The organism is Flavobacterium lipolyticum, assembly GCF_020905335.1.
In the GTDB taxonomy this organism is placed as follows: Bacteria; Bacteroidota; Bacteroidia; order Flavobacteriales; family Flavobacteriaceae; genus Flavobacterium; species Flavobacterium lipolyticum.
Map to the genome: position 1 here is coordinate 1,827,200 of NZ_JAJJMN010000001.1, position 26,363 is coordinate 1,853,562.

At 38.3% G+C, this 26,363-nt stretch carries 6 protein-coding genes; all 6 read right to left on the minus strand.

The window, feature by feature from the left end; translation table 11 throughout:
* Positions 1-48: 48 nt before the first annotated feature.
* The 6 genes from LNQ34_RS08145 to LNQ34_RS08170 all read right to left on the minus strand — a co-directional run bounded on the left by LNQ34_RS08145 (position 49) and on the right by LNQ34_RS08170 (position 26,307).
* Entirely contained in the window at positions 49-1,236 is a 1,188-nt protein-coding gene (locus tag LNQ34_RS08145) for a phosphoglycerate kinase (RefSeq protein ID WP_229999185.1), read from the minus strand.
* 158 nt (positions 1,237-1,394) lie between these two features.
* On the minus strand, positions 1,395-2,369 hold the full coding sequence (locus LNQ34_RS08150) for a PorP/SprF family type IX secretion system membrane protein (protein WP_202700738.1): 975 nt from the start codon (positions 2,367-2,369) through the stop codon (positions 1,395-1,397).
* 44 nt (positions 2,370-2,413) lie between these two features.
* Positions 2,414-19,906 carry a T9SS type B sorting domain-containing protein gene (locus tag LNQ34_RS08155; protein WP_229999187.1) on the minus strand — a complete coding sequence of 5,831 codons (17,493 nt, stop codon included), beginning with the start codon at positions 19,904-19,906 and terminating at the stop codon, positions 2,414-2,416.
* Between the two features lie 137 nt (positions 19,907-20,043).
* A complete protein-coding gene (locus LNQ34_RS08160) occupies positions 20,044-24,414 on the minus strand; it encodes a PorP/SprF family type IX secretion system membrane protein (RefSeq protein ID WP_229999189.1) in 4,371 nt (1,456 codons plus the stop codon).
* Between the two features lies 1 nt (position 24,415).
* Positions 24,416-25,897 carry a gliding motility protein SprC gene (gene sprC / locus LNQ34_RS08165; protein ID WP_229999191.1) on the minus strand — a complete coding sequence of 494 codons (1,482 nt, stop codon included), beginning with the start codon at positions 25,895-25,897 and terminating at the stop codon, positions 24,416-24,418.
* Positions 25,894-26,307, minus strand: a complete 414-nt coding sequence (locus LNQ34_RS08170) for a hypothetical protein (RefSeq protein WP_202700734.1) — start codon at positions 26,305-26,307, stop codon at positions 25,894-25,896. The genes sprC and LNQ34_RS08170 overlap by 4 nt, the downstream gene beginning before the upstream one ends.
* Positions 26,308-26,363: the final 56 nt, after the last annotated feature.

The window sequence follows — 26,363 nt, forward strand, 5'->3', positions numbered from 1 at the left end:
AACAGTTTATTGAAGAAAACTATGTAAAAAAATGTTAATTGTGATTTTTTAGTCCAAAATCGCGGCGATTCCAGGTAAAATTTTGCCTTCTAACATTTCAAGCATAGCTCCACCTCCGGTAGAAACATAACTCATTTTATCTTCAAAACCGAACTGTTTTACTGCTGCAACAGAATCTCCACCACCCACTAATGAGAAGGCACCATTTTCTGTAGCTTCAGCAATATAATCACCTAAAGCGATCGTTCCTTTAGCAAAGGCCTCCATTTCGAAAACTCCTAATGGACCATTCCATAAGATTGTTTTTGACTCCAGAATTACTTTTTTAAAGTTTTCCAAAGATTTAGGACCTGCATCAAGACCTTGCCATCCGTCAGGAATTGCGTTTACCTCTACTACCTGAGTATTGGCAGTATTAGAAAAACTATCTGCTGCAAGTACATCAACCGGAATGTGAACCTGAACTCCCTTTTCTTTAGCTAATCTCAAAATTTCAAGTGCTAAATCCTGTTTGTCATCTTCACAAATAGATTCTCCGATTTTACCCCCCAGTGCTTTAACGAATGTAAAAGTCATACCGCCACCGATGATCATGTGATCTACTTTGTCTAAGATGTTTTCGATAACGGTAATTTTTGAAGATACTTTTGAACCTCCAAGAACTGCTGTTACCGGTTTTTCGCTATTTTTAAGTACTTTATTTAAACTTTCAATTTCTTTTGCCAATAAGGTTCCAAAACATTTTTCAGTTGGAAAAAACTGGGCAATAATTGTGGTTGAAGCGTGTGCTCTGTGTGCTGTACCAAAAGCATCGTTTACATAAATGTCTCCCAATGATGCTAACTCTTTTGCAAAAGCAACATCTCCGGCTTCTTCCTCAGCGTGAAAACGTAAATTTTCAAGCAACAAAACTTCTCCCGGCTGTAAATTAGCAGCAGCAGTCTTGGCTGCTTCTCCAATACAGTTTTCAGCAAACTTTACCTGAACTCCCAATATTTCAGAAGCAGTTTTTAAAATGTGCTTTAACGAATATTTATCTTCTGCTCCTTTTGGTCTGCCTAAATGCGACATTAAAATTACACTTCCTCCCTGCGCTAAAATTGCATCGATAGTTGGTTTTGCCGCTTCGATACGTGTAGCATCCGTTACATTAAAGTTTTCATCCAATGGCACATTAAAGTCCACACGGATAATTGCTTTTTTATTTTTAAAGTCGAAATCGTTTAGAGTTTTCATTTGATAATTTTTTAATTTTTTCTGATAGAAAAACAAATATAGAACTTTTAGGGTTGCAACAAATTTGAAAAATATAAAAATAAACCCGCTCTAACAGCGAAAACGATATAATTTAGGAAAAAAAACAAATTAACTTTAAAAACGTTAAAAATGTTTGCTTAGTCGTGAACCGGACTTTGTGTACAAGGACAGTTGCTAATGGCTTGCAAGAAATCGAAACCAATAGTTACAGAGTGTGTCCCTGTGTTGTAATTGCCCAAATTGTTAAACATTACCTGATACGAATACCCAAAGTAGAACTTAGATTTCATAAAACCTACCATTGGCCCAACGGATAATGGTTTTGGAAACTGATCGTTTAAAAAACGATACGAAACCCCAATCCAGTAATAATCCTCGTAACGGTTGTAACGTCTGTACTTGAAGTTAAAATCGGTTGTAGAACGTTTATCACTTGCGAAGTACTGGTAGTAAAGCGATGGTTCGTATTCGATACGGCTGTTTTCTCCGTCTTTAAAAATAAATCCTGTATATATCTGATAATTGGAAAGTAAACTAGGCTCTACTCCTCTGTATTTGTTGGTATTTTTCTTTAGTACGTTGTTCGCATTAAAACTGACATAGAATGCTTTGTTACGGTACAAAGCACTTACATCGAAGTTGCTGTTTGCGGTATATCGATTGTCGGTTACACTTGGATCTAAAATAGGATGCTCAATGGTGTTATTGAATTCGTCAATATCAATACGGAAACTATTAAAGTTGTACGAAAGTCCGAAAGACAGGTATTGTTTTGAATAATAATCCAGAATAATGTGGTGCGCGAAGGAGATCTTAGCTCCAGTCTGACGCGTATATCCATTCTTATCATTGTACACATTGATACCCACTCCTGAACGGTCCAAAACTCTAAAATCGGCATAAAGCGACTGGTTGTCCGGCGCATCCTTTATCCCTACCCATTGGGTAAGTCCATTGGCTCTAATTCTAAGGTTATCACCGATACCAGCGAAGGCCGGTGAGATAACAAAAGGATTATCGGCTAAATACTGTGTAAAAACCGGTAGGTTTAACTCTTGGCTGTAACTTGTTGTTACAGCCATGAGTACTAAAGATAAAATAAACTTTTTCATTGTAATAATTTTTTTAGATAACATCATTAGGGGCTCTTATTTTGTTATCTGTATAAAGTGAAATGTCCTACAAACTCACGTGCATCTTTCTCGTCATTTAATTTAAGAACATACCAGTAATCTCCTGATGGTAATTCGGCACCATTGTATCTACCGTCCCATTTTTGTCCGTAACGGTATTTGGCAATTACACGACCGTATCTGTCGAAGATTGAGAATTCAAGGTTGTTGTAAATGTTTGTACAACCAGGCCCCCACGTATCATAAACACCATCTCCGTTTGGAGTAAAGTAGTTGTCAAGACACACATCCACATAAACTGCATGAACTGTAATTGTTGCTGTACATCCGTTTTGATCTCTTACTACTACTACATAATCTCCTGTTTTGTAGATTTTGTATTTGCTAGAAGAAGTAAACGGCTCTCCGTTGAAACTGTACTCGTAAGCTGGCGCTCCACCGGCAGCAGTAACTGAAATGATGTTCATTTCAGGTTTTCCTGTTGACTCAGCAAGTGTTAACTTCTCATAAGCTCTGATTTCGAAACTTGCCGTTGGCACTTTACATCCATTTGTATGTCTCGCTACAATGTAGTGCGTTCCAGGAGCAATATTGGTAAAGATATTTGCTGCCTGCCAAGGACCTACATCACTATCAAGTGAATAATCTATTTGTGTAAGATCTGTATTACTAGCATCAACTGTTACGGTTACCATATTCGTTTGAGCGTTGTTCACACAATCGTAATTGGTTACGGTAGTTGGATCAAGAACAACCGGTAAAGGCATGTTTTCTACAAATTCATTCACACATCCCTGAGCATCCTTAACGTAAACGGTATGAACTCCTCCTGAAAGATTAGTAAAATCAAATATAGTTTGAGTTGCCGTACCTTGAATATACGTTCCGTTTTTATTGTCAAGACTTACGCTATATGGTGCAGTACCTCCTTTAACTTCGATACTGAATGCACCGTCTTTATCTCCTTTACAAACTTCCGGAATCATAGAGTTTGGAAGTTCTGTTACGATTAAAGGTTTTGGCTGAGTGATTTCGATTTCATCGATAACATAACAACCATTTTCATCCTGAGCTATAACCGTATATTTACCCGGTGCAAGTTTATCAAAAGTGTTTTTAACATCAAACTGATCTAAATCCGGTGATATTGCATATTTAATAATTCCTGTACCACCTGTTGCAGCAACTACAATCTGACCGTTACTTTCTCCAAAACAAGAAACATTGGTTGGTGTAAATGTAGCCTGAATAGCTGTAGCTGGCTGTTTAATTTCGATAGTTCCTGATGTCGCAGGACAATCACCACTAGCTACTTTTACAACATACGTCCCTATTGGAAGATCTTCGAATCTGCCACTAGGCTGTGCCGGTCTAACCACAACACCTGTATTATTTTCTAAAGTATAGATATAGTTTCCTAAACCGCCTTTTGCATTTGCTACAATAACTCCTGTAGCTTCACCCATACATTTTACTACAGCATTGGTAACATCTAAATCTATTACTAATGGCTCTAATGGATCGATTTTAACTTCGTTAGAAATTTTTGCCACACAACCTTTAGCATCTTTCACATAATATTGGTATTTACCCACTGGTACCGCGAAGGTAACAGAAGTTGCAAATGAACCAGTTGTTGTTGTAAAAGTCTGATCGGTACTGTATGTATATGGACCAGAACCTCCTGTTGCACTTAACGTAAGTGTTGATTGTGTATTACAAGTTTGTGTCGTTGCCAGCACTAAACTTGGAACTACTTCTGTTGGCTCTGTAATCACAACATTTGCAGATGTTGCAGAACAAGTAAATCCATCCGTAACTGTAATACTGTAAGTTCCTGCCGGTAAGCCTGTGAACACAGGGTTACTTTGTGGACCTGATGAAATCACCGGATTCTCTGACAACATGTTCAAGGTGTACATATAGTTACTTCCCTGACCACCTGTTGGAGGGTTTACTGTAATGATACCTGATCTGTCTCCAAAACATGGTAATACTGAAGCTGTTGCTGTTGCACTAACCACAATTGGATCCGGGATCTTCAATGATTGTGTTGCTGATGCCTGACATCCTTTTCCATCTTTAGCAATAACGGTGTAATTACCTGCTGATAACCCGGTAAAATTACCGTTGGTGTTATTTGCGATAACTGTTCCGTTTAATACTAAGTCATATTGGTAATTCGTATCCCAACCACCTGTTGCGGAAGCTGAAATTTCTCCATCATTATTACCTGCCACACAAGTGATTTCAGATTTTGTTGTTGTTACCACTAAAGCCGCACTAGGCTGTCCTATTGAGAAAATAGTTGAAACTGAACAATATGGTTTGCCTACTAAAGTAGCGTTTACCGTATACTGACCTGCACGAAGACCTGTAATAGAAACCGGACCAGCATTTGCTGAACGAGTTAATGGAACATTTACAGGACCTGTAATCGTGTAATCAAATATACCTGCATCATCGCTTGGAAGTTTTTGATTATCAACAAAAGTTAGGTTCACACTTCCATTAGCAGTTCCAAAACAAACTTCAGCTACTACCGGAGTAGCTTTAATTTCGAATGTATTTGGATTAGCTACATAATGCGCTTTCTCTATTATACATTTTGTATCTGTATTTTCTACAGTAATTAAATAATTACCAATTGGCAATGCTGTGAACACTCCTGTTGTATTATTAGCTGTAAAAGTGCTTCCGCCTATTCCTCTAATGCTGTATAACAATTGTGTCGGTGTCGGTGTACCACCAGTAACCGCAGCTGTAACAGTAATGTCCTCATTGTTTACACAAGTAATTTCTTTATCTATTGTTACCGTAATATTGTCTAAGCTAATAAAAGGCACAATTTTCATTAATCCTGTAGATGATCCAACACATCCTTTACTATCATAAACATTTACAGTATAATCTCCTCCTGTAAGATCAAATACGGTATAAGTATTTGAAGTACTATTTTGAACTTCAACTCCATTTTTCATGAATTGATATAAAACATACGTACCAGATCCTCCGTCTACTTTGTTTACTGTAATTGTCGCATTTGTATTTGTGTTTGTTCCTGCTGTACAACCAAATTGAGTAAATACAAAATCCGTAACAACAATTGGAGTCGGCTCAAGAATTTCAACATCTTCTAAATCTTTACAACCTCTTCCAGATGTAACGGTTACTGTATATTGACCTTTTGGCAATCCTGTGAACACATTTGAAGTCTGATTAGGTCTAAGAACTGGTCCCGCTGTGATACTGTAATAGTAAATTGGGTTGTCATTTCCACCTGTTTCATCAATAGTTGCAGTGATCGTTCCATTAGTAAATGTATTACAAGTAACATCTGTGTGTGCTAAAGTAAATCCTTTAATTGGAGTCGCAGGTATGATTTCAAATTGAACGGTTCTTGTACAACCTGTAGCCACATCCGTTACCGTAATTGTATGTTTTCCAGGAGCGATATTGGTAAATACTCCGGATGTCTGACCAAAGTTACCATTTAAACTATAGCTATAGTTTGCAGGGGTTGCAGGGTTAGCACCTCCAGAAACTGTAGCTTTAATAGCTCCATTGTTAGTGTTACAGTCTGGTAAAGCTGTGATCTCCACATCTAAAGTCAGAGCTGGGAAAATATTCACTACTGCCGTCGTTTTTACTTCACAACCGTTTCCGTCTTTTACAGTTACATCATAAGTACCTGAAGCATTAACGGTGAATGTTGGGCTACTTTGGAAACCTTTACCAATACTATATTCGATTGGTGCTACACCTGTAACTCCAGTAATCGTAAAGGTATACGTTCCGTTTAATGGATCCGGACATTGACTAAATGGAGCCACTGACGGAGTTGTTGGTAATACATCTTCAACAATATTTTGAGATTTCATTACCGGACATCCGTTAAGGTCTTGTACATAAATATCCCAATTTCTATTGGCACCATTGTTTGTATCAACAGCTATAACATTATTGTTTCCAAAAACCGTTGGAGCTGCTGCACCTGAAACAACAACAGCATAACGATAAGCAGGAGTACCTCCGGTTGCTGCAATAGTTATTTCAGCCGTTTTATCGTTACAATTTGTATTGGTAGCAGTAGATGTAAAATCTAAAGCCAATGGCTGCTTAATCTCAAAGTTTACCACCTGATCCTGACATCCAGATATCCTGTCTACTACTGTAAACGTATAAATACCTGCAGCTAAACCAGTGTAGCTTATAACATCACCCGTTTTAGTAGCTGTACCAGCAAGTGGTGCTAATGAATAGATATAATCAGCAGGAGTAATATAACCGCTTACAACAAATGACGCTGTACCGGTGCTTACTCCATTACATGACACATCAGTTATCAACTGAGTAGTCGCTTTAATCTTATCAGATTCTTTAATCACGATCGCTTTTGTTGTACTACAACCATTAGCATCTGTAACTTTAATTTGATAAGTATCCGGTAACAATCCAGGGAAAATACCGGTTGTATTGTTAGTAACAGCTGTTGCCGGTGAAACAATATCGTATTGGTAAGGAGCTACACCACCTGTTACTGTATTTACGGTAGCAGTAGAAACTCCTCCAGCTGTATTACAATAAATTGGTGTTGCTGTAATATTCATATCAGTAGGCGGTGTGTAAGGGATCACCGTTACATTTCCTGAAACTCTACATCCATTAGCATCAATTACCACGTAAAACACTGTTTTATTAGCCGTTATAGTGCTTACATTTAACGTTGAAGCATCTCCAAAAGTAACACCATTATCAAAACTGTATTTGTATCCTGGAGTACCGTTAGTAGCCGTTAAAGTTACTATAGCATCATCTGGTGCATTAGTTAAATTACATCTAAATGGAGTAACTGCAGCAGTAGCACCTAAAACAGTCGGCTGTGAAATTGTAACAACCTCACTAACCACACATTTTTTAGCATCTCTTACGTATACCGTATAAGTACCCTGACCTAATGTTCCAAAAATATTAGAAGCCTGGTAATTTGTACCATCAATACTATATTCATAAGGAGCAAGTCCGCTACCAGCAGTAATTGTAATACTTCCGTCGTTTCCTAAATTACAACTTACATTAAATGGAGTAGTTGAAATAGTAGGCATTACAATAGGATTTACGACTACTGGTTTTGAAACTGACTGACAGTTTTTACTATCTGTAACTCTAAAAGTATAGGTTCCTGCAATATTAGTTGTGTATGGAGATGTTGTTGGTGTAAAACCACCTCCATTAAATGAAACTTCATAGTTAGTATACAAAGTAGATCCTTGCGTAGCTGTTAATGTAACAGTCGCCATATTAGGAGCCGCACAGGTTAAATCCTGAAGTACCGCGTCTAATAACAATTTCTGATCCAATTGATAAACATATGGAATTGCTGCATCACAACCGTTAGCATCTCTCACGTAGAAAGTGTATGAACCCGGTGCGTTAAGTACAAAGTCAGGACTTGTTTTAAATCCATTACCAATACTGTACGTTAATGGACCAACACCATGGCCTACCAAAGTAACATTTACAGGAGAACCATCGTAACAAACACCCGTAATTGGGTCAATTGTTGGCAGAGGATCTGTCGCAATAGTCAATGGTAACTGAGCAATACATCCATTATCATCTCTTACATAAGCAATCCAAACTTTAGATGGATCTAAAACTGCACTTGGACTCGCTTTATAAGCTCCCAGTGCCGGTGCTGTTGGGCTCTCAGCGTAAGCGTAAGTATAACCAGGAGTTCCTCCTGAACCTATAACACTTACTTTTGCACCAAAATTACAATTCGCATTGATATTATAATCCAGTGTTAATAATAATGGCGTTGCCGGTTCGCTAACATCCTCATTTGCTGTTGCAATACAGCCTGTAGCCACATCAACAACATCTATTTTATAGTTCCCTACTGCTAAATTGGTAAGGGTAACTTTAGGATTAGTATGTGTTCCTGCAACCGCAACTCCGTTAATAGAATATGTATAAGTTGCTGCAAAGTTACCTACAGTGAACTCAACAGAACCGTTAGCAACAGCTGCTGTTTCGTTACAACTTACATCTTTTATTAATTGACCAGAAACGGTAATATTAGTTACTGGTTTAATTGTCAATGATTTCTGGAATGAACATCCATTAGCATCTGTTACTTTGAAAACATAGGTACCTGGTAATAAACCATTGAAAACATTCACCGTTCCGTTATCAACTGCGTTTGCAGTTGGTGAAACGATTTCATATTTCGTAATCGCATATCCACCCGCTACAGTAACTGTAATACTTGTCGCAGGAGCGTTACAAGTAATTGCAGCACCCGCAAAGTTTAGGTCTGTAATTTTTTGGTATGGATTAACCGTTACTGTACTATTAAACAAACATCCGTTAGCATCTTTTACATAATAGCTAATAGTCTGTGCAGCACCATTGTCTAATACTGTTAGTGTATTAGCGTCAAAATAGTTAGCAGAACCATCAAAATTGTATTTGTAAGGTGCTGTTCCTGTACCTGCTGTAACATTTACTGTTACCACAGCTGGCTGTGCAACATTACCTGTACAAGCATAATCTTTAACAGCTGCAGTAGCCGCTAATGTAAGTGGCTGACCTACTGTAAATGGTTTAGATGCTGAACATCCTCTGCCTGAAAACACCGTAATTGAATAAGTGCCCGCAGGAAGATTTGAAAATACATTATCTGTTTGTACTGATCCTGGCGGAACAGGCAAAATAGAATAAGTATAAACCGGGTTATCGCTTCCGGCAGCTAAGTTTACGGTAATAGTTCCGTTACGTGAACCATTACAAGTAGCATTCGTCACTACAGCATCAAAATCTACCAGTGTTGGTGCAGAAAGCTCAACCGGAGCTGTTGCAGTACATAACGTATTTGTATCTGTAATCGTTATCGTGTAAATTCCGGCAGGAACTCCCGAAATAACATTCCCAACAACAGTTCCAACAGAAGGTGCAATACTATAAGTAAACGGTCCTGCACCACCAATTGGTGTTAATGTTATAACTCCGTCATTGTTCGCACAAGTTGGCAATGCTGTGATCACTGGTGTTACACCCAGTGGTTTATCAATCGTAATTGATTTAGTATCAATACATCCGTTTGCATCTTTAATTTTAATTGTATTTAATCCTGAATTAAGACCCGTTACGTCATAAGGTACAGCTGTTGTAATAGTAACAGGTGCATATACTCCACCGTTTACACTAATTTCGTAAGGAGAGATTCCCGCTGTAGTAAGAGAAACTCTAACTACATAGGCTCCTTCAGCCACACATTTATTTACAACTGATAATGCAATAACCGGACTAGGATCCAGGCCTATTGTCGTATTAACTCTGTCTATACATCCTTTTGCATCTCGTACAACAATATCCCAATTTTGTCTTGTAGTATAATCTAAAACCAAAACATTACTAGTTCCAAAAGTTGTTGGCGTAAATCCAGGAGCACCCGCTGCGTACTCATAAGGTCCCGTACCACCAATAGTGGTTAGTGTAACTTGTGCACCAACATTACAAGTAGCATTTACATTTTTTGTAATTGTTGTTTTAAGCGGTTGAACCGGCTGTGACACTGTAAAACTAAATGTAGTAGAACAAAGTGTTCCTCCTGCCTCAGTAACTCTTAGAACATAATTTCCGGCTTTCAATGTTGAAATAGTTCCAGAAACTGGACCGCCTAATGGCCCCGTTAATGTGCTATTAATTGCCGGTGAAACCGGTAACAAGGTTAAAGCATTTAATACTTCATAATTTACTGTAGTAATTGATGGATCAAAATCCCTTACCGTAAACGTCAATATTCCTGTTGAAGTTCCATTACAAGTAACATCTGTTACAGTTGTTCCTGTAACTTTTATACTTGATGGTGGTGGAGGCGTTGTAAATTCTAAAATAGAAATACAATCATTAATATCTTTTACTTGTAAAAAGTAAGTAGTTCCATGTTTTAAACCTAAGAAAGTATAAGTTGGACTCGTTTGTGCAGGGCTCTCTGTTAAAGGCTGTCCAAAAATAGAGTATTTATAATCTGGCGTACCACCTGAAGTAGTTACGGTAACATTCACACCTGTAGCACAATTATTTGAATCTGCAACAGCACTCATCTTTAAGTAAGGAGGTGTTTCAATTCTCAATTTACCACTTCTGTATTCACAACCATTTGCATCAACAACAGTAATGTAATAATCTCCAAAATTCAATCCTGCAAATTTATAAACAGGTGTTGGATTTACTGTAGATGTTTCCGTGTAGGTTGCAATTTGTGTAAATGCATTATCGTATAATCTATATACATACGGAGCTGTTCCTCCTGATGTTACATTAACATCAAAACTACCAGGCGTATTTAAATTACATAAAATAGCATTACGTACGATGTTAACAACAATTGGAGCTGGATTAACCAAAGTAATTGTTGCAGGTACCGAAGTACATCCTTTAGCATCTTTTACTACATAAGTATACGTTCCGGAAGCTAACCCTCCAAAAACTTTTGTAGTTACAAAAGTAGTACCACCATCGATACTGTAAGTAAATGGAGAAAGTCCTGCTGTAGCTGTTAATGTTATCGAACCATCTGTATAACCATTACAAGTAGGATCAACTTTTGCAGCAGTTCCTGTTACTGTTTGTGGTGATGTTACTACAACTTTACTAGTTATTTTTGTACATCCGCTAGCATCCGTTACCTGGAAATAATAATCGCCGGCAGTATTTGTTGTAAATGTATTTCCAATCAAATCAGGAGATGTTCCGAAAGTTACACCATCAGTAGAAACTAAATAAGTGTAAGGCGCTAAACCTCCTCCGGCATTAACTGTTATTGTTGCATTAACAGGAGCAGCACAAGTAATATCTTTCACTAAAACGGCACTGGCTGTTAAAACAGAATTTACTGTCACTGTAACCGTATCAGTACAGTTATTCGCATCTTTTACCGTAATCACATAAGTACCCGGTGAGGTTACTGTAAAAGTATCTGCAGGAGCCGGTGCAACACCACTACTAATAGAGTAGGTTAAAGGAGCAATACCTCCTGTTCCCACAGCTTTGATACTAAATGAAGTTCCTGTAGACGTACATTGGTTGGTAACCGAAGCCGTAACATCCGGAGCTGCATCTGTAGCAATTGCCGCGTCTAATTTAAACACACAACCGTTTGCATCTTTTATCCAAACATCCCAATCTGAAATAGCAGGATCAAGATTTGCTGTGTTACTTGATTTATAATCTGTTGATGCAGGAGCTACATTATTGTGTACAAATGCATAAGAATATGTTGGTGTTCCTCCTGTAGCAGTAACTGTTACTTTTGCATTTGGAACATGACAATTAGCATTCACAATTACAAGCGATCCTCCTAATTGATTTACTGGCTCTGTAATCGTTATTGATTTGTTTGCCTTACAATTTGTTGTATTATCTGTTACTTCAAGGTTGTAAGTACCCGCAACTAATCCGTTTAAGGTAATCACATCTCCTGTCGTTACAGTTGTATATGGTAATCCTGCAGGAGTAGAGGTTATTACTACCGCATAATTTCCTGTAGCACTAAATCCAGAAATACTGAATTTTGCAGAACCCGTATTTCCTCCATTACATAAAACATCGCTTAATTTTGATTCAGCAACTGCAATTGGAGTTAATGGAAGTACTGTATAAGACTGAATAGCAAAACATCCGTTTGCATCTGTTACTTTAAAAGTATAAGTGTCTGCCACTAATCCTGTAAATACTCCAGTCGTTGCACCTGTTACGTTTGAAGTTGCAGAAGCTGGTGCTGTAATAACATAAGCTAAAGTCCCTACTCCATTTGTTGTTGTAACAGTTACAGTACTGGTAGTACTGGTAGATGGTGAGCATAGAATTGCACTACCTGATATTGAAACAATAACAGGAGGATCTAATTTCTTAATGGTAATTTGCTGAACCGCAGTGGTACATCCTTTAGCATCTTTAACAGAATAGCTAATGATTTGATCTGCACCGTTATCGTTTACTGTTAACGTATTTGCGGCAGTATATCCACTTCCGTTAAAACTGTACGTATAAGGAGCTGTACCATCTGTTGCTGTAATGGTAACAGTCGCAGATTGTTTCGTATTGGTAACACTACAAGTAAAGTTAGTAGCAGTAGCACCTGCTGTTAATTTTGCAGGTTCACCTATTGTAACATTAACACTTCCGGTACATCCTTTACTGTCTTTTACATAGAAAGTGTAGTTACCCGCTAACAGATTTTCAAATAATGAAGTCGCTGTATAAGTAACATTGTCTTTACTATAGGTATATCCTCCTGAACCATTAGCACCTGTTAATTGAACTGTACCTGTTGCAGAAGCGTTACATGAAGCATCTACTTTTACAGCAGTTACTGTTGGAGGTGCAATAGGAGCAACAGTCGCAGATGTTGTCGTAGAACATCCGTTTGCATCTGTAATTGCAAATGTATATTTATCAGCATTAGCAGAAGCAACAGAAATTGTAAACGATGTTCCGGTAACATTAATAACTCCACCAGGAGTTCCTGTACCTTTCGCTACAGTATAAGTATATGGAGTTTTTCCTCCACTAATATCAACTTTAATTGTTGCATTTGGAGTTGCACTACAATCTAATTCTTTAGTAACCTCTGCTAAGGCACCAACTTTAGCATACACCACTACAGGAACTGCAGCAGCTGTTGTACAACCATTTTTATCTTTTACCGTTACGGTATAAGATCCAGCACTCACTGTAAAAGTATTGCTAGTCTGGAAATTAGTTCCATCAATACTATACGTTAAAGGTACTAATCCCGTAGCAGTAGCTGTAATAGTAAAACTTGAAACTGATCCTGTCTGACATTGATTGTCAACCACCACACCTGTAATAACCGGTTTAGCATCAACATCAATTTTTATAGGGAAATTATCCAAACAACCATTCGCATCTTTTATATAAACCACCCAGTTTAATACTGTTCCGTTAACAGTATTAACTGTTAAAACATTATTGGAAGCATAAACTGTAGGAACTGCAGCACCTTGTCTTGCTACTGCATAGGTATAATTTGGTGTCCCTCCTGTTCCGGTTGCTGTAATCTCAGCTGTAAATTTGTTACAATTTACTGTAGTGGCTACAGCAGTAACATCAACAGCTGCAGCTGACTGCGTTAAAGTTACTGTATAAGAAGACTGACATTTCGTTAATCTGTCTGTTGCAGTAATCGTATACGCTCCTACAGGCTGAGCAGTAGGAACTGCAACGGTAGTTGTAGCTGCACTTACACCAGTTGCTTGCTGAATGATTGTATTGGCAGCGTTTTTAATAACATAATCATATCCGTTTGCCTTAACACCATTTACTGTAAATTCAATAGTTCCGGTAGAACCAAAACATTGAATACTTGTAAGTACTGAACCACCTGTAATAATATCTGACGTTGCTTTAATGGTATGTCCTTTTGTGAATGAACAATTAGTAACCGTATCAGTTGCCTGGAAGATATAATCTCCCGGAGTCAGTGATAAAAAGTTTCCTGTTGAATTGGTCGCAGGGTTAAATCCTGCAGGACCAGAAATAATCTGATAGATAATATTTGCTGTACTTCCTGTTTTTACCGCTGTCAAAGTTACACGTCCACCAGCCGGAACCGTAGAACAATCATATCCGCTATCAACAATAGTGATATCTGTAATTGGTTCTAAAGCACCAATTGTAATTGATAATGGCCCAAACTGACAGTTATTTGCATCTCTAACATATGCCGTAACTGTTCCGGCAGCTGTTGTTGAGTAAGTATTTGTTGTTGTAAAGTTTGCCGTTCCGTTGAAACTGTAAGTATAAGCACCGGTTCCGCCAGAACCAGTAACTGTAACTACTGCCGGTACAGTACTTGGTGTGCCACATTTAATAATAGTAGCTCCAATAGTTCCTGATACAGCAGTTGGCTGTGTTAATGTAATATTTCCAACAGGAGAAGTACATCCTTTACTGTCTCTTACCTGATAAGAATAGTTAATATTTGGATCTAAACCAGAATATAATGAAGTTGTTGACCAACCTAAATTATTAAAATTGTACTCATATCCGCCTGAACCTCCTGCTCCAACTAACTGTACACTACCATTTTTAAGACCGTTACAAGTAATTTGCGTTGGATTAGCAGTAACTGTTGGATTTGTAATTGGACTAATTGTAGCATCTATATAAGCTTTACATCCCTTAGAATCTGTAATTTCAAAAGTATAAAGTCCGGCTGTCGGCGTAGGATAATTAAAAGTATTACCTGTAACATTTACACTGCCACCATAAGCACCTGCGTCTTTTTTAACTTTATAAGTATAGGCAGCAACACCATCCGTAATGTCAACTTTAATCGTTGCATTTGGAGTTGTACAATCCAATGTTTTTGTAATAGAGGCTGCTGCTTTTAACTCAGGAGCAATTACAATTCCGTTTATAGTAATCGGACAATTATTACTGTCTGTAACTGTAATAGTATGTGTTCCTGCTCCAACATTTGTAAATGTATGGCTGGTTTGTGCAGGTGCACCATTTAAACTATACGTTAGAGCTCCTGTACCTGTAGCCGTAACCACAAGAGTTGCTCCTTTAGTCCCGGTAACACAATAGTCACTAGTAGCTGCTAAAGATGCTGTTGGCATTGTTGGTGCAACAACATTAACCTGTGCAGAGGCGCTTGAAGAACATGCATATGCATCACGTGTTACCACTGTATAGGTACCAGTAGGAACATTTGTAAATACACCAGAATTCTGGAATGCAGTTATAACTGTAGTACCATTTGCTGCCCTTAATTCATATTGATATGCCGGTGTTCCTCCTCCTGCAACAGCCGTAATAGTAGCTCCATTTGTACAAGTAGCCGTTTTTGTAACACTTGCCGTAATTGTTAATGCAGCAGGAGTACCTACTGGCTGATCGAATGGGAAACTACATGTTCCCGCCTTATCATCATAACGAATTAAAATATTATACGTTTTACTCGTCAAGTTTTTAACGGTAACCGGTGAAGTTTTAGAATTTACCCAGGTTGCACCATTATCTAAAGAGTAATCAAAACCATAAGTGGCATCAAAATTTTGTGCAGATAATGTAATTTCTCCATTATTAGCACCATTACAGGTTACGTCTTTATGACCTACAATTGAAGCTTTAAATGCTTTATCTTTTCCAATAACAACTGGGAATTCTTTCTCAGCGCCACAAACCTCCGGAATCTGACGTACCCAAATATCATCAACCGCTAAATCATTACCAGAAATAACCTGACTGTAGGATAAGATAACAAAGTCAAGAGAAGTATTATTTCCGGGATTTAAAGTTAATACCTGGCCACTTCCAAGATCAGTTGTATTATGCCATTTCTCATCTCTAGGAATACTTTGTGTATCTTTTGAGGCTCCCGTTATAACAGTTCCATTTTTCTGAAGTTGTATCGTTAATCTTGGAGAAGGTAAATTATTATTTTTACTTAATAAGTTAAGCATATAAAGTGATACCTGTATGTCCTGATTTGGAATAACATCATTAATCGTTTTTTTGTATAAAACACCACCTATTGGTACCACACCTCCAACATTAACGGCTAAAAATCTTCCGTCTTTTATTTGTGGTGTATTGTTAATAACTGCCGTATTATCTTTAGGCAGATTCCAGTTAAAACCAGCTACGTGCTGTGGCAACAGAGCCTGAGTCACAACATATTCCCCATCATTAAGCAAAATTGGCATATAACCTCCAATACCGCAATCTTCTACAGCATCTTGTTTTTCCCAACAATAATTAGGGTGAATACCCGGAGTTGTTGTGTCTGGTCCTCTACCAAAATCTTCTCTTAACAAGTTACTGTAAGTAGGTACCGTAGTAACTTTGTATTTAACCTTTATAGTATGTGTTCCGGAAGGAACATTTGTAAAGACATTATTTGTAATTGGCGTATTAGGTACATTATTAATATAGTACTCATACGTATAATTATTTGACGGATTTGTAACCGTAACCGTAGTTGATGCCATACCATTACAGCCAAAAACAGGATCAGCCACAGTGATCGTTGGGTCAGCAGGTTTTGGATCTAAAGTAATCTGATAAGGAATTTCGAATATACAGCCTAAAGCGTCTTTAACCTGTAAAATAAAATTACCCGGCATAACATCTTTTTCATTCGATGCCTGCCATGTAACACCACCATCAAAACTAAACTGATAAGCAGGTGTTCCTCCCTGAACATTATTGATACGCAGTTTACCTCCCTGGTTTGCACCGCTACCGTCAGGTAATGTACATCCGGCCAAAGCGGCAACTCCCGCAGAAGCTGAAATAGCAGAAGTTGGTCCTGTAATTGTTATTTTTTGTTTAGGATCTGTACAATACTTGATTGGCGTTCCTATACCGTATCTGACAACTACATCATAACTTCCCGGCTGTAAATTAGAAAAAACAGGATTAGACTGAAAAGTAGCACCTCCATTAATACTATACCCCATTGTGTACCCGTTTGCTCCGGCAGTAAGTTTTACTTCTATCTTAGAGCTTCCATCATAACAATTACTATTGGTATGATCAATAGTATAAGCAGGTTTTGTATTATCAGGAACTGTAATAGTTCTTGTTATCGTACAGTTGTTTTTATCTACAATTTTAATGGTATAAAGTCCCGGAGCTGTTACCACAAACTCATTACTGGTTTGAAAGACAGTATCGCTGTTTATAAAATAATTATAAGGCGAATTACCTCCTTCTGTTGTGATTCTGATTTTTCCGTCACTACATGCAGTAAGAGGTTCTACTAAAGCAACTGTTGCTTTATATTCGTTCCAAACCTTACCCATGTATATATACTTGGTATCTTTACAACCATCATCTGTAGTAATCTCTACAACATAATTCTGGTCTGTATTTAAATTATCAAAAGTATATTCAGAATCTGGCACAGGTCCTACACTAGACAATAATGTTCCATTATTATAAAGTTTATAATAATATTGTGCATTAGCATCATTTACGGCTACTTTAATTTTACCTTTTTCACCATAACACAATGGCTGTGTTACCTCTTGTACTACCTTAAAGTCCCTTTGTCTGATTTGAATATTCGGAACCGTAAAAATACAAGTGTTTCCTGTTACACCTGCTAGTCTTATATAAACGGTATAGAAGCCTGCAGTAGTAACATTAAATACATTACTAGCCTGATAAGTTGTACCATTAATACTGTACTCATATCCGGCAGGAACACCTCCTACTGTAATCGTACCAGCTTTACCACAAATAATATCGGTATGTTTCTCTGTAGGACTTAATGAATTGGTGAAAACATTAAAATAAAAACGGTTAAAACAACCTCCGGCATAATTTAATGTTAATCGGTATTGCCCGGCAATTTTAGCCAAGTAATTTGGTCCCGTTGCAACCTGAGTCCAAGAACAAGAAGTACCTTCATTGGCACAATTTGGACTGCTTGGCGCTGTACAGCTTGCTTCATCTAATTTTTCCCAAACAAGGGTTGAACCATCTGAGATATGCGTTTCAATTAGTCTGGAATCATTTGCACCACATAAGAAAAGATTAGGTAACTCTTTCCCATTATTTGGACAAATTAAGACCTCTCCTTTATACGGAGCTTTTGCATAAGGAATTACAGGGTTTGTATTTGTAGCACCAAATCTGGTTACTGTAATAGCCTGATAAATTGATCTACAAGGTGCCGCAGCTAAATTGTATACATAATAAGTTCCCGGATCTTTAACCGTAAGTGTTTGTCCTGTCCCTATTTGTTTTGTACGCGCTTCGTCACTATACCAGGTATAACTTGTATATCCGTTTGCAGCAACTAAATCTACTGTGTCTTTACATAAAGTAACATTTGCTGTATACTTACAACCATCAACACCTACTAAAAAGTTAGTCGCTTTTGGAGTTAATATACATCCTGTATTTGTATTGACACTCGGATCATCTGAAATTTGAAAATCAGGATTTAAAGTTCCTTTATAAGTGGCATATGCAGAGTTATCAATACTATTAGAACATGCTTCACTTAAGGAATTACAATCCGGAACAACTTTAACTTTAAAGCTTATGACAGTCTCTTTTAATGTATTTGCTTTAACAACAGAATCATCTACTTTAAAAACAATACTTCTGGTTGCAGGATCATAACTTTGTACCGTTACGCCAGCCGGAAGCGGGTTTAAGTCTCCCGGATAATTAAATATAATATTAATTGGCAACTGATCTCTAATGGTTAAAGATTTTGCATCATCATTACCTGAGTTTCTAATACCAATTTCATAATTTAATTGTTGCCCCAATACTACATTTTGCCCCCCAATATCCGTCCCTGCTGAATTTTTAACAATTTTCGTCAGTACAATATGAGGCTCAATAATATCTACCGCAAATGCATTAAAATAATAAAAGTAAACGTCCTGAGTACTTCCTAATCTAATATTTGCCGAAGTCTCATTATTATCAATAACAATACCTCCGGGTCTCAAAAGAGTTCCGGGGTTATTAATATTCAAAATACCCGCATCATACCCAAGCGTATTGGTACTGGCGGGACTTCGGTTTAAGAAATTCTCTGTTTTATCTGTAGCCGGATCAACATAAGTTACACTACTATTAAAGAAGTTATTTGAGGCTCTAATAGCTGTATTTGCGGCGTTTGTAGCACTAATCCCAATTCCGTTAATTTGCAGGTAATCACCCGCAATAGACTGATCCCCTTCTAAAGCAGCAAAAGCAAACTTTACACGTACCGGACCAGTTGGGATTGTTTTAAAACCTGAAACAGGAATGTCTAAAGTAGTTACACCTCCAATTGCACTAAAACCATCAAATGAAGTGATATATTTCGCCGGCAAAGTTGGGTCTTCGTAAACAACATAAATAGACCAGCCCGCAGATAAACCGGTTCCTCCATTAGAACCTTGACTCGATATAACATTAGCAACCGTATAGACACCTTGTGCATTAGCCTGTCCGGCAACTAAGTTCGTTATATCTGCATAACAGGCATAAGGCCTATTATTACCACTTCCAATTGGTGCTGCATTAGCATCATGGATGATCTCTCCATTGATATCATGATAGCCCCCTGTTGGTAATTTAAGTTTTACCTTCTCTATACCTGTACGATCATTTTGCTGTAGGATAGCCCCCCAATACAAACCGGCATAAACAATTTTATAACAAGCCGGCTTTGGCACTGTCAAAGTTGCACTACTGGAACTAAAAGTACTGTTGTCATTATCGACATCAATATACCTCATGTCGAAATCCGAGTTAAGCCAGTCATCATTGTAAGCGACATTTGGTCTGGAATTTCTGGTTCCTCCATCTCTGTTCAGGATATTGTTACCAATAAGCAACATGTCTCCTTTTAGCTTCTTGTCAAATCTCGGAGTAAATGACTTAAGATTCTGAGAAATTACAAAGTAACTTTGAAAGAAAATCAAAGCTAATAAAATCAATCTTAGGTTAGTAGGTTTTTTCATAGTCTTCATTTTGTTTTTGCTTCTCTTTTATTTTCTAAGGGGCGTTAAAAAATAAATCAAAGCATTCTGAAACATTTATAATAGATGTTCTTCTTAAAAAAATTAAGAAGAACGGGGCTATATTCTCAATAATTATATTAATTCTCCACTTTCACAATTGCCATTTTCCCGTTGTATGGCTTAGTCCCTTTTGCTTCCAGTGCTTTTGTAGCTTCTGACAGTCCGTCGAATTTCTCATAATAGATGTAATACTTACTTGTGGTTACATTATAAAAGAAATTAACATCTGTACGTCCTGCTGCAACTGCTTTAGCGAGGAACTGATCGCGTTTTTCAACACTGCTGTGAACTGCAATAATTAAATAATATCCACCATCAGCATTCTTAATATTCTTGATAATCTGCATATTTGATTGGTCTTCACCGAAATCAAAATCACTTGCTGTTAGAGGCGTACTGCTTAATTTCGTTGTTTCTCTAATACGTTTAAGAGCGGCAACATCCTGTGCATATCGGCCCTGATCATTCTCATATGCTGCACGTTTGATTCGACGTTTCTTCTCAATTTCAGTCTCGGCCTTGATACGTTCTAAATTAGAAAGTAATGTTGCGCTATCCTGTTCCATTTTCAATTGTGCTGCTTTTAACTCGTTTATCTTTTCCAGATAAGCCTTATTCAAAGCATCGTTTTTATTAGGAAACTTTTTAAGCCTTTCGTTGTATAAATTAGTCAACTTCGCAATTTCATCTTTCTGTGCTTTATTTACTTCAGCAAGTTGAGATTTTAAAGCTTCCAGCTGACTGTTCTCGGCTGCTACACTTTTGAAAGGTTTTGGTTCTTTATAAATTCCTTTCTCACTTAAATCATTCTCTTCTCTTAAGTCGTTCAAGTCTCTTTGTTTACTTGCCACTGTTGTATTAAACTGTGCCAATAAATCTTTCTGCATTTTACTTGCGCTCTCGATAGACTGAGATAAGTTATCTATTGCTTTTGCTGTATCATCTTTTGGAGCTGAAGCAGCTTTTGCAAGTGCATCCGCAGCTAACTTTGCCTGAAGAGCTTCTGCATCGGCTTTCGCTTTCGCATCAGCAGCTAATTTTGCCAAACGAGCTTCTTCTGCTAATTGCAACTGTCTTGTTTCTTCCTCAGCTTTTAATCTTTCTGTCGCTTCTGCATCAGCCTTCGCTTTTTGATCTGCCAATAACTTCGCTTGTGCGGCTTCCATATCGGCTTTTGCTTTGGCATCGGCAGCTAACTTCGCCTGAAGAGCTTCCGCATCGGCTTTCGCTTTGGCATCAGCAGCTAACTTCGCTTGAAGGGCTTCTGCATCAGCTTTAGCTTTAGCATCAGCAGCTAACTTCGCCTGAAGAGCTTCTGCATCGGCTTTCGCTTTGGCATCAGCAGCTAACTTCGCTTGAAGGGCTTCTGCATCCGCCTTTGCTTTAGCATCGGCAGCTAACTTCGCTTTGGCATCAGCAGCTAACTTTGCTTGAAGAGCCTCTGCATCGGCTTTCGCTTTGGCATCTGCTGCTAACTTCGCCTGAAGGGCTTCTGCATCCGCTTTAACTTTGGCGTCTGCTTTAGCTTTTGCATCAGCAGCTAACTTTGCTTGAAGAGCTTCAGCATCGGCTTTCGCTTTGGCATCGGCAGCTAATTTTGCCAAACGAGCTTCTTCCGCTTCCTGTAATTGTTTTGCTTCTGCATCTGCTTTCGCTTTAGCAGTTGCTTCTGCATCTGCTTTTACCTTCGCATCCGCAAGTAATTTAGCTTGTAAAGCTTCCATATCAGCTTTGGCTTTTGCATCAGCAGCTAACTTAGCCTGAAGTGCCTCTGCATCGGCTTTCGCTTTAGCATCGGCAGCTAATTTTGCCTGAAGAGCTTCTGCATCCGCTTTGGCTTTTGCATCAGCAGCTAACTTAGCCTGAAGTGCTTCTGCATCCGCTTTCGCTTTTGCATCGGCAGCCAATTTCGCCTGAAGAGCCTGGGCATCTGCTTTGGCTTTTGCATCAGCAGCTAATTTCGCCTGAAGTGCTTCTGCATCTGCTTTGGCTTTGGCATCGGCAGCTAATTTTGCCTGAAGGGCTTCTGCATCCGCTTTCGCTTTAGCATCAGCAGCTAATTTCGCCTGAAGTGCTTCTGCATCCGCTTTGGCTTTTGCATCGGCAGCTAATTTTGCCTGAAGTGCTTCTGCATCTGCTTTGGCTTTTGCATCGGCAGCTAATTTTGCCTGAAGTGCTTCTGCATCTGCTTTGGCTTTTGCATCAGCAGCTAATTTCGCCTGAAGTGCTTCTGCATCGGCTTTCGCTTTAGCATCTGCAGCCAATTTCGCCTGAAGAGCTTCTGCATCGGCTTTGGCTTTTGCATCGGCAGCTAATTTCGCCTGAAGTGCTTCTGCATCCGCTTTCGCTTTAGCATCTGCAGCTAATTTTACTTTAAGAGCTTCTGCATCGGCTTTCGCTTTAGCTTCAGCAGCAATTCTGGCTTGTCTGGCTTCTTCATCTGCTTTGGCTTTGGCTTCAACAGCTTGTTTTTCTTTTAAGGCAGCTTCTTCAGCAGCTTTAGCTTTCGCGTCAGCAGCTATTTTTGCTTTATTGGCAGCATCTATACTTGCCTTTGTTTTTGCAGCAGCAGCAGCAGCGGCTTTCGCTTCAGCAGCCAGTCTCGCCTGAAGCGCATCTGAATCTGCTTTGGCTTTTGCATCCGCAGCTAAAATTGATTGTAAGTCTGCAGCTTCTGCTTTCGCTTTTGCATCGGCTTTACGTTTTGCTTCTGCAGCATCAGCCTTAGCTTTTGCATCTGCTGCTAGTTTTATTTTCAGAGCTTCAGCATCTGCTTTTGCTTTTGCATCAGCAGCTAATTTTGCTTTTGCAGCGGCTTCCGCATCAGCTTTTGCTTTGTCAGCAGCTAATTGAGCCTGTGTTTTTTGTGGCGCTGTTGCCGGTTTATTTTCCGCAGCAGTTTTTGCTTTAGCGGCTTCCGCATCAGCCTTTGCTTTAGCATCTGCGGCTAATTTCAATTTCATTGCTTCGGCATCAGCTTTGGCTTTATCAGCAGCCAGTTGTGCCTGTGTTTTTTGTGGCGTCGCTGAAGGCTTATTAGCATTAGCAGCATTCGCTCTTGCCGCTGCCGCTGCATCTACTCTCGCTTTATTATCTGCAGCCAATTTTATTCTGCGGGCTTCAGCATCCGCTCTTGCCTTATCTGCGGTCAGCTGCGCCTGTGTTTTTTGTTCTGCAGCAACTGCTCTGTTTGCCGTTGCAGTTTGTGCTCTTGTCGCTGCTGCGGCATCCGCTTTTGCTTTAGCGTCAGCGGCTATTTTTATCTTAAGTGCCTCGGCATCAGCTTTGGCTTTATTGTCTGCTTCTAATTTTGCTTTTGCTGCCGCTGCTGCATCAGCCTTCACTTTTTCGGCTGCGGCAAGTCTCACTTTTAGCGCTTCTGCATCGGCTTTAGCCTTCGCGTCGGCAGCCAGTCTCGCTTTTTCTGCACCATCAGTTCTTTCAGCGGTTGTTCCTGATGATGGTTTAGCCAATACCGGTTTTGGTTTAGCCGGATCTATTAAAGAGCCTTCTTCATCATCACCATAGTAATAGTTTTTATTTTTAAATTTATAAGCAATTGTAAATTCATGCGAACCTCCCATATTGGTAAAATTTCCCATGCCTTTTTCATAGTTGTATTCAAATGCAATACTTGGAGAAATATTAAATCCAAGACCGGCAGAAATCCCATATAATGTATTGTATCCTGCTTGAGCCCAAACTCCTTTTGGAATTGCAATCATTGCAAGTCCGGAAATTACTGTCTTACCTTTTTTAACCTCTGTTTTTACAATTCCTGAAAATTTACTTCTGTCAAAAAAACCAAAACTATCAATGTATCCTGTATACATAGCATGCAACTGAATCGCTCTTTCAGGGTCTTCTTTTACAATTCCGCCACCGAAATTATATAGGATAAGATTGTTTACCGCTAATCCAAAGTCAAGGAACTCTGTTCCATAATTTACTCCCGGATTAACCGTAAGCAAAGTGTTTGACGGATAATCTCCATTTAAAATATTTGGATCATCTGAGATGATTTTTCCTTTATTTAAACTGCTTTGGTAAACTCCAACATTTAAACCAAAAGTTAAATTACTGTCTTGCTCTAAAACGATGTTATGAGCAAAGTTTCCGATTCCTCCAAAAACCGTCATTAAACCATAATTTTGCTGAAACAGACCAAAAGCAAAAGCTTCATTTTCTCTAAAACGGCCCGAATAGTTGGCTAAATAGGTGTTTGGTGCATTCTCAAACTGTACCCATTGTCTTTTATTATAAAAACTGGCATAAGCATTTGTTTCACGAACAAAGCTAAAAGCCGGGTTAATTAAGTATCGATTAAACTTTAAAGAATTTCTAATAGGTAACGAAAACGAAACAACTCCATCCTCATTTTTGTCCTGAGAATAGAGTGTATTTGAAAAACCGTAAAATAGTGTGATGAATAGTAAAATTTTCTTCATATTACCTTATTACAGTTATTGATCCTTTTTTTTCACCATTGTCGGATTTAATGACATAGTAATATACCGGATTAACATTTTTAAAATCTTTTATAAACGTATTGGTTTCAGGATTATAATCACTTCCTAAACCGTCATACATAATTTCACCATTAGAACTCATGATTATTATTTTCGTCTGGACTGTTTTATAAACATCCGGAATATTCCAATAGGGATTCTGGAGACTTACAACATTAGGAATCACTGTCGTCGAAGCCATTGGTCCTGTAACTTTAAAACTAAACTCCTGAGAAGAAATACAACCCGATGCTTGAGAAATTTTAACTTTATAATTACCAGGAATAGATACAACATAAGAACTTGATGTTGCACTTGCAATTGCGTTTCCATTTAAAAACCATTCAAAAGTAGGGTTTGAAGCATCTGTTGTAACCGAAACATTCAAAGTTTCCCCCTCGTTTATTGATGTGGTTTCCGGCGCATCTATACTCGCATTAAAGCTATTACTTTTCAAATCGATAGTTCCTGTAGCACTACATCCTCCAAAATCAACCTGTACCGTATAAACTCCTGATACATTTGCATTAATACTACGCGTAGTAGCACCCGAAATTATTGCTCCGTCTTTCTTCCAAACGTAAGTATTTCCGGAAGTAGCCGTTAGAACTGTTCCTGATCCAGATGCACAAAACGGGTTTCCCAAACTTGAGCTAATGGTAACTGCCGATCCTCCCGATCCTGAAGTGGTTACATCAACACGATTTGAGCTAAAATTTACATCAGAACATAAACCATAGTCAATTTCGGCATAGTATTTTCCGGCAGAATTTACAATCAAATCTTTAGAACTTTGTCCGGCAATTACAGCACCATCTTTGTACCATTTGTATTTTAGATTGGAGTAATTAGCAGGTGACGAAGCCTGATCAGAAGGCGTAGGATTATAAACGGAAAGTGTAAGATTACCGCCAGCACAAAAAGACGCTGTTGGCTGTTTTTCATTAATATAAAACGAACTTACATAAGTACTGTAATAAACAGAAAAGGTTGTATTACCAACGGCGTTTTTAAATCTTGGGCTATTTACTACAGGTGTAGTATTCAAGCTCTTAACGCGTAAGCTATATAGATCTGATCCTTTCAGATTAGTCGGAACCGCAAATTTAATTGTTTGTTGTTTTAAAGCAGCATCATCTGTAACCGAAAGTGTTGTAGTAGCTGTTGGATTTGTAAAACTTCCAGTCTCATCAGAAAGTTCTACGGCAAAAATTGTTCCAGCGGGAAAATCTACGTAGCTGAAAGTTGCAAAATATTCATTAAACACAACGCCATTGACAATAAAACCAGCGCAGATTCTCTCAAAGGGAAGCTGCTGTGGTCCTATCACTGGCGTTTGGGCATATGAATTTAATTTAGTTAAAATAACTAAAGAAAACAAAAGCACTAATTTGGTAAAATTTGGGGTAATTTTTTGAATCATATAGTGCGTGTTCTTGCTAAATCTATGTCTTCAAAAAAGAGGATATCAATAAATGTTTCAGAAAAATCGTACTTATAGTTCTCGATAATATCCTTTGCAAGAACTGAAAAAGAACCGGTTAAAAACGAATTTTCTTTGCACTCTGAATTCTGATCTTTCACTTCAGCTGCCATAGAAAGGCTATCCTTGGGGATGGATAGCCCTGCTAATAACTGATTAGAATTATCTAATTCGCCGATACATACTGGATCAGCATTTTTTATTTTTTGGTTCTCACAGCCTCTTATTTCGCTTATTGCTTCAGCAGAAGTAGGTCGTTCTACTGTGGTATTTTGAGCATATAAACTAAGCGAAATAGGGAAAACCAAAAATATTATATATATAAAATATTTTTTTCTAGATGGTGCCATTATGTCTTGATCTTTATTTGTCCGGTATTAAGACGAATACATAAATTATGTCTGGG